Origin of the sequence: Cytobacillus spartinae (genome assembly GCF_042865285.1) — a bacterium.
Taxonomy (GTDB): Bacteria; Bacillota; Bacilli; order Bacillales; family Cytobacillaceae; genus Robertmurraya_A; species Robertmurraya_A spartinae.
The window spans coordinates 55,551-72,663 of sequence record NZ_JBIACK010000002.1 but is presented as its reverse complement, the minus strand read 5'-3'; the positions used below and the strand labels follow the sequence as shown (position 1 = coordinate 72,663).

The 17,113-nt window shown below is 36.8% G+C and carries 16 protein-coding genes and 2 riboswitches; of the genes, 3 read left to right on the top strand and 13 right to left on the bottom strand.

The window, feature by feature from the left end; genetic code table 11:
• The first annotated feature begins 6 nt into the window (after positions 1-6).
• Positions 7-888, top strand: a complete 882-nt coding sequence (locus ACFYKX_RS06355) for a peptidylprolyl isomerase (RefSeq protein ID WP_389359216.1) — start codon at positions 7-9, stop codon at positions 886-888.
• 149 nt (positions 889-1,037) lie between these two features.
• Here ACFYKX_RS06355 and ACFYKX_RS06350 read toward each other — a convergent pair whose 3' ends face one another.
• From ACFYKX_RS06350 to ACFYKX_RS06335, 4 genes are all read right to left on the bottom strand, one after another.
• A complete protein-coding gene (locus ACFYKX_RS06350; protein ID WP_389359214.1) occupies positions 1,038-1,226 on the bottom strand; it encodes a sporulation YhaL family protein in 189 nt (62 codons plus the stop codon).
• 126 nt (positions 1,227-1,352) lie between these two features.
• Complete coding sequence (gene yhaM / locus ACFYKX_RS06345) at positions 1,353-2,297, bottom strand: 3'-5' exoribonuclease YhaM (RefSeq protein WP_389359810.1); 945 nt, start codon at positions 2,295-2,297, stop codon at positions 1,353-1,355.
• Positions 2,298-2,469: 172 nt separating this feature from the next.
• The gene (locus ACFYKX_RS06340) at positions 2,470-5,478 is read right to left on the bottom strand and encodes an ATP-binding protein (protein WP_389359212.1); all 3,009 of its coding nucleotides are present in this window, start codon (positions 5,476-5,478) and stop codon (positions 2,470-2,472) included.
• 20 nt (positions 5,479-5,498) lie between these two features.
• A complete protein-coding gene (locus tag ACFYKX_RS06335; RefSeq protein ID WP_389359210.1) occupies positions 5,499-6,716 on the bottom strand; it encodes a metallophosphoesterase family protein in 1,218 nt (405 codons plus the stop codon).
• Between the two features lie 407 nt (positions 6,717-7,123).
• Here ACFYKX_RS06335 and ACFYKX_RS06330 point away from each other — a divergent pair, with 407 nt between their 5' ends.
• The gene (locus ACFYKX_RS06330; RefSeq protein ID WP_389359208.1) at positions 7,124-8,347 is read left to right on the top strand and encodes an MDR family MFS transporter; all 1,224 of its coding nucleotides are present in this window, start codon (positions 7,124-7,126) and stop codon (positions 8,345-8,347) included.
• A 48-nt stretch (positions 8,348-8,395) separates the two neighbouring features.
• On the opposite strand, the gene ACFYKX_RS06325 is transcribed toward ACFYKX_RS06330, so the two are convergent.
• The 8 genes from ACFYKX_RS06325 to ACFYKX_RS06290 all read right to left on the bottom strand — a co-directional run bounded on the left by ACFYKX_RS06325 (position 8,396) and on the right by ACFYKX_RS06290 (position 15,827).
• Complete coding sequence (locus ACFYKX_RS06325; protein WP_389359206.1) at positions 8,396-8,596, bottom strand: hypothetical protein; 201 nt, start codon at positions 8,594-8,596, stop codon at positions 8,396-8,398.
• On the bottom strand, positions 8,574-10,337 hold the full coding sequence (thiC, locus tag ACFYKX_RS06320) for a phosphomethylpyrimidine synthase ThiC (protein WP_389359204.1): 1,764 nt from the start codon (positions 10,335-10,337) through the stop codon (positions 8,574-8,576). Before thiC ends, ACFYKX_RS06325 begins: the two co-directional genes overlap by 23 nt.
• A 134-nt stretch (positions 10,338-10,471) precedes the next feature.
• Positions 10,472-10,582, bottom strand: a riboswitch (TPP riboswitch).
• Positions 10,583-10,594: 12 nt separating this feature from the next.
• The gene (thiE, locus tag ACFYKX_RS06315; RefSeq protein ID WP_389359202.1) at positions 10,595-11,224 is read right to left on the bottom strand and encodes a thiamine phosphate synthase; all 630 of its coding nucleotides are present in this window, start codon (positions 11,222-11,224) and stop codon (positions 10,595-10,597) included.
• A complete protein-coding gene (thiM, locus tag ACFYKX_RS06310; protein ID WP_389359200.1) occupies positions 11,205-12,032 on the bottom strand; it encodes a hydroxyethylthiazole kinase in 828 nt (275 codons plus the stop codon). Before thiM ends, thiE begins: the two co-directional genes overlap by 20 nt.
• Positions 12,033-12,043: 11 nt before the next feature.
• Complete coding sequence (gene thiD / locus ACFYKX_RS06305) at positions 12,044-12,826, bottom strand: bifunctional hydroxymethylpyrimidine kinase/phosphomethylpyrimidine kinase (RefSeq protein ID WP_389359198.1); 783 nt, start codon at positions 12,824-12,826, stop codon at positions 12,044-12,046.
• Complete coding sequence (gene thiW / locus ACFYKX_RS06300; RefSeq protein ID WP_389359196.1) at positions 12,811-13,317, bottom strand: energy coupling factor transporter S component ThiW; 507 nt, start codon at positions 13,315-13,317, stop codon at positions 12,811-12,813. Before thiW ends, thiD begins: the two co-directional genes overlap by 16 nt.
• A 114-nt stretch (positions 13,318-13,431) precedes the next feature.
• Positions 13,432-13,548, bottom strand: a riboswitch (TPP riboswitch).
• A 133-nt stretch (positions 13,549-13,681) separates the two neighbouring features.
• A complete protein-coding gene (locus ACFYKX_RS06295; RefSeq protein ID WP_389359194.1) occupies positions 13,682-14,935 on the bottom strand; it encodes an ABC transporter permease in 1,254 nt (417 codons plus the stop codon).
• Complete coding sequence (locus ACFYKX_RS06290; protein ID WP_389359192.1) at positions 14,928-15,827, bottom strand: ABC transporter ATP-binding protein; 900 nt, start codon at positions 15,825-15,827, stop codon at positions 14,928-14,930. Before ACFYKX_RS06290 ends, ACFYKX_RS06295 begins: the two co-directional genes overlap by 8 nt.
• A gap of 151 nt (positions 15,828-15,978) precedes the next feature.
• Here ACFYKX_RS06290 and ACFYKX_RS06285 point away from each other — a divergent pair, with 151 nt between their 5' ends.
• The gene (locus ACFYKX_RS06285; RefSeq protein WP_389359190.1) at positions 15,979-16,164 is read left to right on the top strand and encodes a YhzD family protein; all 186 of its coding nucleotides are present in this window, start codon (positions 15,979-15,981) and stop codon (positions 16,162-16,164) included.
• 49 nt (positions 16,165-16,213) lie between these two features.
• On the opposite strand, the gene ACFYKX_RS06280 is transcribed toward ACFYKX_RS06285, so the two are convergent.
• Complete coding sequence (locus ACFYKX_RS06280; protein ID WP_389359188.1) at positions 16,214-17,005, bottom strand: enoyl-CoA hydratase; 792 nt, start codon at positions 17,003-17,005, stop codon at positions 16,214-16,216.
• Positions 17,006-17,113: the final 108 nt, after the last annotated feature.

Below are 17,113 nucleotides of genomic sequence, written 5' to 3'. Positions count from 1 at the left end.
GGCAGCATGAAAAAATGGATCCTATCCCTCACATTAGCAGCAGGTGTAATTGGTTTAACCGCCTGTAACAATGCAGAGGAATCTGAAGTCGTAGTAGAATCAGAAGCTGGAAATATTACGAAGGACGAGCTCTATGTAGCGATGAAAGAAAAATATGGCCAACAAGCTCTACAAGAGTTACTTTATGAAAAAGTTCTTTCAGAAAAGTATGAAGTAACGGATGAAGAATTGGATAAGAAAATTAACGAATTAAAAGACCAGTTCGGAGAAAACTTTGAACTTGTGTTAATGCAAAACAATATTAAGGATGAAGAAGAATTCAGAGGCATCCTAAAAAGAGAGCTACTAGTTCAAAAAGCATCGATTAAAGATATTGAAGCAACTGAAGAAGAACTTCAGGAGTATTACGATAACTACAAGACTCAAATTAAGGCACGTCACATTTTAGTTGCCGACGAGGAAACAGCAAAGGAAGTTAAACAAAAGCTTAACGAAGGGGCTAAATTTGAAGATTTAGCTAAAGAATATTCAACAGATACTGTTTCTGCTGAACAAGGTGGAGACTTAGGGTTCTTCGGTCCTGGGCAAATGGTTCCTGAATTTGAAGAAGCTGCTTATGCTTTAGAAATAGATGAGATTAGTGAACCAGTACAGTCACAACATGGTTACCATATTATCCAAACAACAGAGAAGAAAGAAAAACCTTCATTTGAAGAAATGAAAGAAGATATAGAATTTGAAGTGAAGGTTGCTAAGCTTGATCAAACGATTATGCAAGAAGCACTTCAAAACGAGCTTAAAGAAGCAAACGTGAAAGTAAATGATGAAGATCTAAAGGGTGTCCTAGGTACAGAAGAAGAAGCTGCTACTGAGGAAGAAGCGAAATAAGATACAAAAAAGGTTCCTTATGGAACCTTTTTTATTTGCCTTTTCGTAAACTTGCATTTTTGAACTGGAAATAGTGCCGTTTCTTTACGAAAAAGTATAAGTTTGTAAATAGATACGAATTACAAAATCCATGCGAGAACAGCCTTATTTTAACCTAAAGAGCGTTTTACTTCTCTCTCCTCTTTTTCTCTTTCAAGACGTTTTATATAAATTTCTCCTTCTCTCTCAATGCTCTCCTGCTCAAGCTGTCGTTCTTCTCTTCCTGTTTTTAAAGCCATATACGCACTAACTGCGATTCCTAGTACAACAAAAAACACCCAAATTGGTATTACTTCCATCACATTTCCTCCATTCAATAGGTTGTCCCATCTTTGTTAAAACATATGCATTTATAAAAGTAAATATGATAGTCTATCAATTTTTTAGAAAAAGAAAACGCCTATAATATAGGCGCTATTAATCATTTATTTATGAAAGCTAGGTTTATAGAATGAACGTTGGTCCAGAGCAAAGACTCTGTCTGAAAACTCACCTGGTTTTACTCTTTCAAGTGCCCTGTCTAGCATATTCATCTTTGCATCTAAATTATCAATATAGTGAAGAATTTCTGCTTCCTTTATTAATGGTGGCTTTGGACTTCCCCATTCTGCTTTTCCATGGTGGCTCAGAACTAAGTGTTGTAGAACCATTACTTCTTCACCTGAAATTCCTAACTCATCGGCTGCTTTTCCTATTTCATTTACCATAATCGTAATATGCCCGAGTAGATTACCTTCTACCGTATAAGTCGTCGAAATAGGGCCTGAAAGCTCCATTACTTTTCCAAGATCGTGGAGAATAACTCCTGCATATAAAAGGTCCTTATATAAGCTAGGATATAAACCTGCAATTGCCTTAGACAGGTCCAGCATACTTACGACGTGATAAGCTAAACCAGATACAAATTCGTGATGGTTTTTCGTTGCAGCAGGATATTCCAAAAAGGCCTGCTGGTATTTCTTTAATAAATGTCGTGTAATTCTTTGGATATTGGGATTCTTCATTTCAAAAATATACTGAGTTATTTTACTTGTCATTTCGTCCTTGCTAACAGGCGCGGTTTCCAAGAAGTCTGAAAGTTTTACTGCATCAGTTGGAGCAGCTGGACGGATTTGACGAAGCTTTAATTGGTTTCGACCACGGTAATTTTGAATATCTCCTAAAACTTTTACAATTTTTTCTGCACTATAATTAATTTCATCTTCCTCTGAAGCGTCCCATAACTTTGCTTCAATATCCCCACTTTGATCTTGTAAGATTAAAGTTAAAAAAGGCTTTCCGTTACTAGCAGTTCCTTTGGTTGAGCTTTTAACTAGAAGAAACTTCTCAACTTGGTCTCCCACCTCATGATCAAGAATTCCCTTAACTATCATTGCACCGACGCTCCTCTCTTTGAAACTAGTATATCATATTTCCGAACACTTTCTTATTTCTATCGGTATTCAGACATCCTACCAATATTAGTTATTATGCAAAGTTTCGTAAAATCAGTATGAAGTCACCTCATACTGATTTTACCAGCCTCTTTTTCTCTTCTTTTTATTAAGGAAAATGAACAGCTGAGCCTGTAGCCTCTTTTAAATGGATGATCTCCGTATGATCAAAAAACGATAATATGTGTTTATGACATGTAAAAAACAAGACCTGATGACCTTCAACCTTCTTCAAAAGTTGAATAACCTTTTCCGCTCTAATATGATCAAAGTTTACAAAGCTATCATCAATAATTATAGGAAGCTGATATTTGTGATAGATGGTGGTAGCAAGCGCAAGTCTTAACGACACATATAGTTGTTCGGTTGTTGCCTGACTTAGTTCATTTGCTTCAAAAACGGTGTGATCAATCCTTTCAACTAAGAAGCCATGACCTTCATTCTTTAGAATAATTCGAGTATACTTCCCATCCGTCAAATGAATTAAATATTCTTCTGCCTTCTTCAACATGGTAGGAAGTCGTTTTTTCTTAAAATAATCAATCGTTTGATTTAATACATTTTTCGCAAAAGCATACTTAGCCCATTTTTTTGCTTCTTCATTAAGCTCTGATTTCAACTGATGATAGCGGTGGAGTAAATCCGTATACTTCCCCCCCTCCTCCAGTACACTTATTTCATGGTTCACTTCAGCAACTCTTTTTTGAGATTTTTTAATAGATTGGCTGTATTCCTCTATATGCGCATGAATCAAAGTTAATTCCTCTACGACATCCTCTATGCTTCCAAATTCAGCTTTCTCCGTTTCTGTTAGAGAAGACAGATGTACTTGTAGAGAAAGATTTTCAATTTCTTCGATTAGCTGGCTCCGCTTCTCTTCCATCCTTCCAGCAAGGCGAAATTCCTCTTCTGTATTTACTGAAGCTAACTCAAATAAGCTATAAAGTTCCTCTTGAATATGTGCACATTCTTTATGAAGACCTTGAAATTCAATTTCAGAGCCCCTTAGCATTTCTTCATTTTCTTTAAATTTAACCTCTTTTTCCATCTCTTCTTTTACTTTTTTCCTAAGTAAAAAAACGGTATCACTTAGAGAAAGAGATTTTTTATCTAAAATAAGTTCACCTAATTGCTCTAGCTTTTCTACTATTCCTTGTTTCGCTTGCTGCTTTTTAATCAATTGTTCAAGAACATACTGTCTATCTCTTGCAGAGCTTTTTAATTGATCAATGATTAAGAATGCATCATGTAAATGATTCAGTGCCAATTCAGTTGGAATATTTAACTCTTCCCCCAAACTTAATAAAAGTGATTCATGCTCAATAAAGTCCTTCTCCCATTTCTCATAAGAGGATATGACTTTCTCATATTGATCATTTTGTTGTGACAACCTGATTTCTAATGCTTTAAGTCGGGCAAATTTTTCTTGATTATTCCTTAATTTCTCCTCCATTAAAGCGAAATCCGGGGAATTAGAATTTATATGTTGGATTAGTTCCCGTTCTTTTTGTACCATGCTCTCAATTTCGTCTCGCAATTCAGTGTTTTCTGCTTGGCGATTCTTGCTCAAATACAGGATAATGATGGTCAATAACCCTACTCCACCAAAAACCGTCACCATCACTTCAGAAACCCAGAGTCCCCAACCTATTACTACCGTTAAAAGTGCACTTAATATGACTGTCTGAACCCTATTTTGAATCAACTGTTTCTTGTGGTGTTTCTTTTCTCGTTGTTCGGTTTTTCTTAGAAGGGCAATTTTTTCTTGTGCATTCTTAAGCTCAGTTTCTAAATTCCCTTTGCTATTTAAAGCACTTACTTTCCTCTCGAGTTGCTCTCTTTCACTTTCTGGTAGAAGCTCTCTTTTTAACTCTTCGATATTTGTTTCGATCTTTTCCAGCGTCTCTTTTTCCTGGCTAAATTGTTCGTCTAAATCAATCTTCTTATCTCTTAATCGTTCCTGTTTCTTTTGTGCATCAAGTGTTTTTTCCTTCATAAAAACACTAGTATTACTCCTCAGCCAATCTTCAAAATTAGTTGTTGGAGCATGGAGCTTGTCTTTAAGAACCTCCATTTCCTCATCTATCTTCTTTAATTTTGACCCCAGATCCTTCTCCTCTTCTAGGAATGATTCATAAAGGGGATAACCTTCAATAGCTGAAGTAATTTCTAATTCTTTTTCTATAACCTTTCTACAAGGTCTATGTTCATTAAGTTCGTTTCTCAAGCGTTCAATCCGCTCACGAAGGGATTTCATTTGACCTTCAATTGGCTGTAAGATTTGTTTTAATTGATTTAGCCTTGTCATCCCATCCACAGGAAAAGACTGACCTTCATATTTCTTTAATTCCTGCTCAAGAAACTCCTTCTCGTTCACGATCGGTGAGATCTTCTTCCATTCCTCTAGTTTTGTAACCTTTTTATGTAGAGCTTCAAGTTTTTGTTGTGCTTTTTCCGCTTGTTCGAGCAACTCTTCTTTTTCTATGCTTAAATCCCAAAACTTACTGTTGTGCTGCTCCGCCTTTTTCAACTCATTTTGAAGATCCCTTAGCTCCTGCAGCTTTTCATTTATGTATGGTTTTTTTCCATTTGGTTTAAAACGTGAATCTAATTCCTTTTGAAGTAGAAGGTCTAAAGTTAATAATCTTTCAGTACCCACTGCACCAGTCGAGAATAGGAACTTCCCAATATCTTCACTTTTTAATTGGTGTACATTCTGCAGCCCATTAAGGTTGAAAGAGAATATAGATTGATATAAGGATTTGTCTACATAGCTTAATAGCTCTTTTAGTAGTTCCTCTCCCCCTCTATTTCCATCCTCTAACAGTACGCTGACATCGCCTGTTGCTTTGCCTTTTACTCTCTCGACGACGGTTTTTCCATGTTGTTCAAACTGAATAATCAATTGACCACCATATTTTGAACCTTTTTTCGGCTCGTATCTTAATTCTGTTTGCTGCTTAGTTGGAAACCCAAATAATATGCTATGTATAAACGACATAATGGTAGATTTCCCTGCTTCGTTTTCACCATAAAAAATGTTCATTCCGCTCAAATTATCAATTGTTACTTGGTCAAATTTTCCATACCCATATATATGAAGGCTTTCAATTTTCATCCCCTTCACCTCCTTTATTTTTACTTAAGTAATTCCTGAAGCAACATCCATTCTGTCTCTTGCTTTAGCTGCTTTAGTTCTTCTGGTGTTAACGATTTTAAGTATTTTCTAGCTAACGGATGATGATACAGTTGACTTAGACTTTCCTCCAACAATTCAAGATTATCTGTCATATCAAACATTTCACTATAAAAGTCATCCTCTTTTGCCAAGAGGTCTCGGTTGTATGTCATTTGGTTTTCAACTTGAATGGAGATGGTCCAGACGAAAGAGTCTTCTTTTTCTTCATTTCCTTGTAAAGCTTCTAGAAGTTCCTCCTTCATTAAATCATCCAAAGTAACCTCGTCTAAATTAACATTTATAATCTTTAAGCATAACAATACTCCCACTTCGTCTAAACGAACCCTCTCTACCAAATCAAGGCATGAGTGATAAAGTTCATTAAAGGATTTCATATGTGTTGCATCTAATTGCTTCTCAAGCCATATAACGTCACTCGTCTCGATAAACTCTAGTGAATGGTTCGCCTGATTTAGAGATACTAGATAGCATCCCTTAACTTCTGCCTCTTTTCGATGACGGCCTTGAAGATTTCCTGGGTACACAATTGGAGGTTCTTCACACAATACTGCTCTTTTATGGATATGGCCCAGTGCCCAATAATCAAATTGCTTTTCCAATAAATCGTTTAACTGAAAGGGAGCATAATTCCCATGTTCTTGATTCCCTTCTAAGTTTCCATGTAAAATTCCGATATGATAGTCAGCATTCCCCGTCCTTTTATAATCATCAATCTTTCTTTCTAGGACATGTCTACTTGGATAACTAAATCCATATAGGTGAACCACTGCACCGTTTCTAGTTTTAAGGGTCTTTGTTTCAACCGTTTCTCGAAAAACTTCAACATTATTAGGAAGATCAAGATGCGGCCAACTTCCTCCCATAAAATCATGATTTCCGTATACAATAAACACACTTATTCCTTCTGATTGAAGCCTTTCCAATTCACTTCGAAGTCTAGCCTGTGCTCGAATACTTCGATCCTCATGATCAAAAAGGTCTCCAGCTAATATAACAAAATCCACCTTGCTAGAAATGGCCTTATCAATTAAAGTCTTTAAAGCTTGAAAGGTACTTTCCTGCAACCTTTTAAAAATGTGTTTCGGTAAATGCTTTAGTCCAACCATGGGGCTGTCTAAATGTAAATCAGCAGCATGTATAAATTTGATTTCGTTCATGTCAGTTCCTCGCCCAGCTCTTTTTTCTCATTTTATCATTTATAAAAAGCGAATGCACGTTCTGTCTTTGTAACATTTATTTCTTTAATTTCGTCTTTTTATACATGAGGCTATGTTCAGCCGCTTAAAAGTAATTACATCATATATGAACATTATTCAAGGAGCACAGATAATGAAACTTCACCATCTAATACATAAAATTGAGGTAGCCTTAACAATTGGATTATTAGGCACTATTTTTATAGGAGGTTTTTGGCTAGTTATAAAAGGGTTACAGAGAGATGGGAACACTAAATAAGTTTTTCTTATGACTTTTTATAATTAAATTAAATTTTACTTATACAATCAAAGGAACTATAGTACAGTATGGGGATATATTCCAAATACTTTTTCATGAGGTCCATACGATGAATCAAATCAAAACGTATATAAATCAATATCAATTTCACCCGATTGTCTGGGTATTATTGCTAGGAACGGTAATGGTTAGACTTGCTTCATTCATGACTCTACCATTCTTGGCCATCTATTTATCTAAAACCCATGACCTACACCCTGTTCTTATTGGGGTCACGGTTGGGATCAGTCCTTTAATGGGAACAATAGGCGGATTTGTTGGCGGACACCTATCAGATCGATATGGGCGAAAACCAATCATGCTCATTGCTTTATTTTGTTTGTCTCTAGTATTCTTCGGTTTTTCGATTGCGAGCAGTCCTCTTTTATATGTATTACTTAATGCACTTAATGGACTTTGCAATTCATTTTTCGAACCTACATCTCAAGCTTTAATTGCCGATTTGACTGATAAGAAAAATAGAATGAAGGCCTATTCCTTAAGGTACACAGCCATTAATATAGGAGCAGCCATTGGACCCTTACTAGGTGCTTATTTTGCAAGTGTTTCAGCAAATTCTACATTTGTCATTACGGGCTCCATGTATCTTATCTATGCGATTGCCCTTTTCTTTTTATTGAATATGCTTGTAGAAAATAAAAAGGTTGATTCTAAAAATGTGATTTCTTTCTTAGATGCTTTTAACATTGTTAAAAGAGACAAAGCACTCCGCTTCCTTATCCTAGGTGTGATCCTTATAAATATTGGTTATGCTCAATTAGAATCAAGCCTGCCTCAGCATTTGGAGAATTCTATTATAAATGGGGTATTCATTTACTCCGTATTGCTTTCCATAAATGCTGTATTTGTTGTTTTCTTTCAAATTCCTATTAGTCACTTTGCAGAAAAATTTAGCCCTATGAAAGTAATGATGGTTGGGGCAATTCTATTATGTGCAGGATTAGTAGGATTTAGCTTTGTGAATGGCTGGGTTTCTGCTATTTTATCAATCGTCTTACTCACAATTGGAGAAATACTAATCTTTCCTTCTAACAGTCTTTTAATTGATCAATTGGCAGATGAAAACATGCGAGGAGCCTATTTTGGTGCAGGACAATTTCGAAAAATCGGTCATTTTTTCGGCCCTATTATGGGTGGAGCCTTGTTAAGTCAGTATGGTGGGCAATGGATGTTTATTATTATTTCCTTTCTCTCGTTAGGGAGTATTCTGTTCTTCGTGCTGGGAAACAAAGTTTATTTAAAGCAAGTCGTTACCAGTTTAAAAAGTTTATAGTACCGGATTGGAAAAGCCCGTCAGAAATGACAGGCTTTTTCCGATTCTTTAATAGTGATACACATCCACTTTCTGACATTTCGTACATCTTCTAAATCCTTCAACTTCTAAGAATACATGCTTACACTGAAACTGAATTTGTTCTATTTTTTCTTCTAAGTAAGATATGTTCGCTTTTAGTTGTTTAATTTCAGCCTTTAAAACAGATACTTTGGGCATATGCGAATCATTTGTAAATAGCTGATCCATGCTCAACAAACTCCTTCGCTTTTTCTTTCATCCCTTCTTCTATAATTTCTTCCTCAGTCTTATTATTCTCGTTTGCCATATTACGAATATCTTGAGAAATTCTCATCGAACAGAATTTAGGTCCACACATTGAACAAAAGTGGGCTGTTTTAGCTCCTTCGGCTGGTAGTGTTTCATCATGATATTCTCTTGCTCTTTCTGGGTCTAGAGATAAATTAAATTGGTCATTCCATCGGAACTCAAAACGAGCCTTAGACAAAGCGTTATCCCTAACTTGTGCACCAGGATGTCCTTTGGCTAAATCTGCAGCATGAGCCGCAATTTTATAAGCAATTACCCCTTCACGTACGTCATTTTTATTCGGTAAACCTAAATGCTCTTTAGGTGTTACATAGCATAGCATCGCTGTACCAAACCACCCAATCATCGCTGCACCAATGGCTGATGTAATATGATCATAGCCTGGTGCAATATCCGTTGTTAAAGGTCCTAACGTATAGAAAGGTGCTTCCTTACAAATTTCTAGTTGTTTATCCATGTTCTCTTTAATCATGTGTATCGGTACATGACCTGGACCTTCAATCATGACTTGAACATCGTGCTTCCAAGCAATATCCGTTAATTCACCTAATGTCTCTAATTCAGCAAATTGTGCTTCATCATTTGCATCAGCAATTGATCCTGGTCTTAAGCCATCACCAAGTGACACGGCAATATCATATGTTTTTAGGATTTCACAAATTTCTTCAAAATGTGTATATAAGAAGTTTTCCTGATGATGAGCTAAACACCATTGTGCTAAAATAGATCCTCCACGAGAAACAATTCCAGTTGTACGTTTGGCTGTCATTGGAATATAACGTAGTAACACCCCTGCATGAATGGTAAAATAATCCACACCTTGCTCAGCCTGTTCAATTAATGTATCTCTGTACACTTCCCATGTTAAATCTTCTGCAACACCTTTTACTTTTTCAAGTGCTTGATAAATTGGGACCGTCCCGACTGGAACGGGAGAATTACGAATAATCCACTCTCTCGTTGTATGAATGTTTTTTCCTGTTGATAGATCCATGATTGTATCTGCCCCCCAACGGGTTGCCCATGTCATTTTTTCTACTTCTTCAGAAATTGACGATGATACAGCTGAATTCCCAATATTAGCGTTAATTTTCACATGAAAGTTTCGCCCAATAATCATTGGTTCGCTTTCAGGGTGATTGATATTTGAAGGGATAATTGCCCTTCCACTCGCAACCTCTTGTCTTACAAATTCAGGTTCCAGTTGCTCTCTAATCGCAATAAATTCCATCTCTGGAGTAACGATTCCCTTTTTCGCATAATGCATTTGTGTAACATTCCCGCCATTTTTTGCTCTTAATGGTTTTGCTACAACATTCGGGAACACTTCTACTTGTCTCGCATCCTCTTCACTACGGTATCCGTTATCTTCTGGCTTAATATCTCTTCCTAAATAGCTCTCTACATCCTTTCGTTCTAAAATCCATTTTTCACGAAGCTTGGGTAACCCTTTGTTAATGTCTACTTCATAAGTCGGATCCGTATATAACCCACTCGTATCATATACACGTACTGGCTTGTTTTCTTCTTCCCCAAAAATCCCTTCAGTAGGGGACAAGGAAATTTCTCTCATTGGGACAAGGACATCCTCTCTTCCCCCTTGAATGTACACTTTCTTACTTCCTGGAAATTGAGATAAAGCTTGAAGTTTATTTGACATGTTTTCTCCTCTTTTCATAAATTTTTCTGAAAACCTGGCTTTTGCCTGGCCGTAAAACCGTCAATTAATTTACAGGAACCATAAAAAAAACGGGCTCAATTAAGAACCCGTTACAAGAAGTATGTAAGTGCATAAGACGCACCTTTCTACTTCCCTACGCTGATATGAATCAGATCAGGTTCAAAGGGTCAAAGACTTTAGCGTTTTTTCTCAGCCCAGCATAATGGACTCCCCTAGTAGACTTGCTATAATATTTTTTATGATTCAAATTTGCTTGTGATGGATTGTGCGGCAAGAGTTGTGTTCTCCGCATTTAGAATGGCTGAAATGACAGCTACTCCATTTAAACCAAGGTGACTTAGATTTTCAACATTATCCATGGTAATTCCACCTATCCCTACCGATGGAATATTTACTTTCGTATTAATCTCTTTTATTAAATCATGGTGAATGAGCTTTGCATCATTCTTGGTAGAGGTTGGGAAACAAGCACCTACTCCGATATAATGTGCGCCTGCCATTTTTGCTCTCGTTGCTTCTTCAATCGTTCTTGCCGAAACGCCTAGAATCATGCCATCAGGAATCATTGATTTCACTACTTTTGCAGGGAGGTCACTTTGACCAACATGGATCCCGTCTGCTTCAATAGCCAATGCGATATCTACGCGGTCATTAATAATGAGTGGGATTTTATAAGAAATTAGTAACTCTTTTAATCGTATTGCTTTATTATAGAATTCATGACTAGAAGAATTTTTTTCCCTTAGCTGAACCATCGTGACTCCGCCTTTTACAGCTTCTTCGACTTTTTTAAGTAGAATATCTATGTGCATATCTTCCTTTGTTACTAAATACAACTTTAAAACTTCATCCATACTCCACTTCATATATTCTCACCTCTCTCCCCCATGTATCTCCATCCATACTAGAAAGCTGATCCATTAGCTTAACTCTATATGTTCCCAATCCATCCGCTTTTTCCAGAGCCTTCTTTGCTCTTTCTCCGCATACTCCCATCGTAGATATTCCAGCAACTGCAGCAAGATAGTAATCGTTTGTAACCGCTGAAAATGAAGCAATTAAAGAGCCTGAAGCACATCCCGTTCCACTTATCTTTGAAAGCCATTCGTCTCCATTTTCAACTATGCACGCTCTTTGTCCATTGGTGACAACATCTATTTCCCCACTTATTACCACGATTGAATCGAATGCTGTTGCGACTAGTTTCGCAATCTTTATCACATCATTCGAGCTCTCTTCAAGATTTACCGAATCCACACCTTTTGCTTTTCCGCCTAATCCAACTAAGCTACTAACCTCAGCGTAGTTTCCTCGTATTATACAAATATCAATTTCTTTTAGAAGTTCCAGTGCTTTGTTTTTTCTAAAGCTTGAAGCACCAACCCCAACTGGATCAAAAACAATGGGAATCCCTAGTTGATTGGCTTTTTTTCCAGCTACTTTCATAGATTGGTACCGCTCCTCGTTAAAGGTCCCAAGGTTTAGCAATAGGGCATCAGCTTTACTAACGATTTCCTCTACTTCCCTCGTGTAGTCTGCCATAACGGGGGATGCGCCAATCGCTAAAGTAACATTTGCACAATCATTAATCGTAACTTGATTGGTGATATGGTGAACTAATGGATTGTTGTCTTTAATAAGCTTAAAAAGATGCTTAATTTCACCACACTTCACGTATTTACCCCCTACCATAGCTGATGGAAATGGTGAGTCGGCCCGTGTCCTTGACCAATAGAAATACTATGCTGGATTGCACCGGTAATGTATTCCTTAGCCAAATGTACTGAATCTACCACACTATTTCCTTTTGCTAAATGTGCAGCAATTGCCGAAGACAAAGTACATCCCGTACCATGTGTATTTTTTGTAAGTATTCTTTCTTGGTAAAAATGATGAAACTCGGTGCCATCATAAAGGACATCAACTGGGTCTCCTTCTAAATGTCCGCCCTTCAAAAGTACATATTTAGGTCCAAGCTCATTTAGTTGTTGACATGCTTCCTTCATATCTTCCTCACAAAGAATTTTCCTTCCTAAAATGGCTTCAGCTTCTGGAAGATTTGGGGTCACAATCGTTGCTATAGGAATTAGGTCTTCTTTTAATGTCTGAACCGCTTCGTATTCAAGAAGGTGATGACCACTTTTTGATACCATTACTGGATCAAGAACAATATTCGTTGCCTTAACATTTACAAGAGTTGATACAACTGTTTTAATAACGTGTGAGGATGATAGCATCCCAATTTTCACTGCACCTACTGGAATATCTTCTAATACCGCTTCCATTTGGTCTTGAATGATGTTTGTTGGAATGGTCGCAATGGAACGTACACCTGTCGTGTTTTGAGCTGTTACTGCAGTAATTACTGACATCCCATAAACCTTTAGGGCTGAAAAGGTTTTTAAATCAGCCTGAATTCCTGCCCCACCACTGGAGTCTGACCCTGCGATTGTTAATGCTGTTTCCACCCTAGTCCCCCTCTTTCTCCAACCTTTTTAAAATACGCTGTTAAAATAATAAAACCAATCGTTGCTCCACTCAGTGAACTAACAATAAACGCAGGAATAAAACCAAATAGAGTTGCTTCACTTCCTAAAAGCAAAGTCGCAATGGGATAAGAAAGCATAGCACCGAAAATCCCTGTCCCGATCACTTCACCAAATGCTGCATAGATGGTCTTTTTGGTTTTTAAAAATACTAATCCTGCTAATAAAGCACCAATCATACTTCCTGGAAAAGCAAATAATGAACCAGTCCCCATGATGTTCCGGAGCAACGAAACCGTGAAGGCTTGAGCGACTGCATAGTAAGGTCCTAATAGGACAGCTGATAATACGTTGATGAAATGCTGCATAGGAAAGACCTTTGCAAAGCCAATTGGAATATAGAACATGTGGCTTGTAAGGGTTCCAATTGCGACCATCATCGCTGTCAAAGTCATTTTGTGTGTTTTCCTCATAAAAAAATCCCTCCAATGATGTAATTTCTTAGCATGGAGGGAAGTTAAATATGCAAATTTCTATTGTTGGAGTCAAAAAAAGCAGACTCCAGCAACAGGAATCTGCGTATGTAGACGTCAGTCAATACACTTCCCTCCGCTGGTACTAACCAGATCAGGTAAAAGGGTCAAAGACTTAAATACGGGTCTTACTCTCAGCCGGCCATTTATCCGGCACCCCTAGTGACACATATTATGCTATTTTCATAGCTACTATAACATAACCATATTTAGTTGCAAACAAATTTTCATCAAAACTATAACCAATATATGAAAATACCCTTTTTAAATACTCAAGAAGCTCCGATAAACGGAGCTTCTCTCATTAATCATTTTTTGTTAAATCAATGGCTTTCTTAATATCTTTAAAAGAGTTAGATTTTCCGTACATAAGTACTCCACCTTTATATACCTTTGCACCAAATACAGCTAATATAATAATTGTTACTAAAAGAATTCCGATACCAAGAATCGGCTCCCACACTGGTAATGATAGCATCCCTACTCGCATGAACATGAGCATAGGTGTAAAAAACGGAATATAAGAAGTAATCGTTATGAATGGTGTTTCTGGCTGACCTAGCCCGAACATGGCAATCATAAAGCCCGCCACAACCATTAGTGTCATTGGCGTAATCATCTGCTGTACATCTTCAATTCGACTTACTAAAGATCCTAAAAATGCAGCTAAAGTTGCATACAGGAAATATCCGAGTACAAAAAACACGACAGCGTAGATAATGGTTGCAACAGGAACGTCACCAAAGCCAAAGAAGCTAAAGAATCCGCCTTCCATTGAGCTTAAATTTTGTTTAATAGAGAAATACCCTACCCCTAACAAAACAGCTAATTGCGTTAAGCTAAGTAATCCAATTCCTAGTATCTTTGCAAACATTTGCTTAATAGGAGATACACTTGAGATCAAAATCTCCATAACGCGTGATGACTTTTCCGTTGCTACTTCCATGGCAATCATGTTCGCATACAGAATAACAGCAAAATAGATAACAAATAGTAAAACATAAACAAGTCCTCTAGCTTGATTTAACTCTTCTGCCGTTTTCGCATTTTCTTCAAGAGCCACTCGCTCAAACGAAATAGGTTCGTATAGTTTACCCAATTGTTCAGAAGTTAAATTGATTTGTGTTGCTGCAAGCTGAGTTTTAATCTGTTGTAAAGAAGATTGTAAATCCATAGGTAAACTAGTATCTGCAATCGTCATGGATTTATAGGTAGCAATAGGAAGATTTTCATTGTTAAAAGATAACACTAGTAAACCATCATAATTACCTTCTTCAACTTCCTTCTCTCCATCCGCTTCACTAGCATCTAATTTCGTTAATTCAACTTCCTCATTAACTAAATTTAATTGTTCCTCCAAGGGTTGAAATAGTGCTCCTGTATCATCAATGACAGCAACTTTATCACTATCTTCTCCATCATTAAAAGTACTGATTATGTTTTCCAAGTTGGTTAATGCTAGAATAATACCCACTGTAATAATGGTTGTAATAATAAATGATTTTGTTTTTAATTTGCTCAGGTAAGTATGAAATAATATGATCCAAAAGTTATTCATAGGATGCACCTACTTTCTCTATGAAAATATCATTTAAGGAAGGCTCCTCTAGAACGAATTTTCGAATAAAACCCTTTCCTACAACCTCACTTAAAATTTTCTCAGCAGTCTCTTCTCCCTCAATTTGTAGATGAATACCTTCCGGAGTTGTTTTTGCTTTAGTCACACCTGGATAGTTTTTAAGGAACCCAAAATCTAAATCTCCATGAATGATTAAATTTTTTCTACCAAAACTGCGTTTAATCTCTTTTAAAGATCCGTGAACAACTGGGCTTCCTCTATGCATGATACACAAATGCTCACACATTTCCTCCACATGCTCCATCCTGTGACTTGAGAAAACAATCGTAGTTCCTTTCTCTTTTAAATCAAGAACTGCATCTTTTAGCTGTTCTACATTTACAGGATCGAGGCCACTAAACGGTTCATCCAGGATTAATAACTTTGGCTTGTGAATAACGGATGCAATAAATTGAATTTTTTGCTGGTTCCCTTTAGAAAGTTCCTCTACCTTCTTATTGGCATATTCAGGAACTTTGAATCGATTTAACCAATAGTCTAGCTCTTTTAAAGCATCTTGCTTTTCCATGCCTCTTAATCTGGCTAAATAGACAATTTGATCCTTAACCTTAAGCTTTGGATAAAGTCCCCTTTCCTCTGGTAAATAGCCGATTAAATGGCTAGTGGTATAGTTAATGGGCTTCCCATCCCAACTAATAGAACCTTCACTTGCATCTAAAATCCCCAATATCATTCGAAAAGTTGTTGTTTTTCCGGCACCATTTGCCCCTAAGAATCCGAACATTTCCTTCTCTGGAATCGATATTGACAAAGCATCTACAGCTGTAAATTTTCCGAACCTCTTCGAAACACCTTCTAGCTTTAATACCATCTCTCATTCCTCCATTTCATTAACTTATACGGGTAAGTTTTAAAAAAGGTTCATTTTTCCACAAAAAATTTTCTTTTGCAAGAAAGAATAAATTATGCAAGAATAATAGTATAATCAACTATCTGAATATTGAAATTAGGGGGATTTACATATGAAAACTTACAAATTAACAGCTTTTGAAGCAAATGGAGAGAAAATCCTTGATGAAGGCTTTGAGGCAAAGGATGACAACGAGGCAAAAGCTTTAGGTGAAAAAATGCTTAAAGAAAAAGATGCTCTAGAAAAAACACACAGATGCACCTCTCCAAGTGGAAAGTTAATTCTGTTCCACCGTTAAACAAAAAGACTGGTCCTCTACAGAGAGCCAGTCTTTTTGTTTAAGAGCATTATTTTCCTCTAAATTGAGGCTTTCTCTTTTCAATAAAAGCTTGAATGCCTTCCATGTGATCTTCTGTTTGTCTCATTTTATGTTGAGCATATTTTTCAAGCTCTAACGTCTTTAATAAATGTGGGCGATTTCTTTCCGCAAGAATCTTTTTCGTTTTAATCATCGCCTGTAGTGGCTTTGCTTGCCACTCCGCAATTTTATTATTTAAAGCCTCTTTATAATCAACTGCTACTTCATGAATTAACCCAATCTTCAATGCCTCTTCAGCTGATAACGGTTTACCTTCCCAAATTAGGTGCTTTGCTTTATCTTCTCCTAATCTGCGCTCTAAGAAGAAATGAGCTCCCCCATCTGGAATGAGTCCGATCCCAATAAAATTCATTGCTAGCTTACTATTTTCATCAGCAAGTATGTAATCAGTTGCTAAGGCTAAGCTTAATCCTAGTCCAGCAGCTGCACCGGATACAGCACTTATTGTTACCATTGGAAGGCTATAAATAGTTACAACCAATTCATTAATAGCATCCATAATATTGTAGAAATCGTTTTCATCTTTAACCGTAGAAAGCATGGATTTGATGTCTCCACCGGAAGAAAACGCTCGCTCATTTCCTGTTAATACAACAATATCAATATCATCGGATGTGCTAATCTCCTTTAATCTTGCAACTAGCCCCTTAATCATTTCCTTATCTAATGCATTTAGGCTTTGTGGGCGATTCATTTGAACAGTTGCTACGCGTCCTTCAACATGAACATTCACCGTGTTTGTTACAAACTGAGTAGACATTTTTATACCCCTCCCATTTATCTCACTATTTTTATTATATCGGCTTTACTATATAGAAAAAACCACTTTCCTAATATTTATGAATATTTTTGTAATTTAATAGATGAA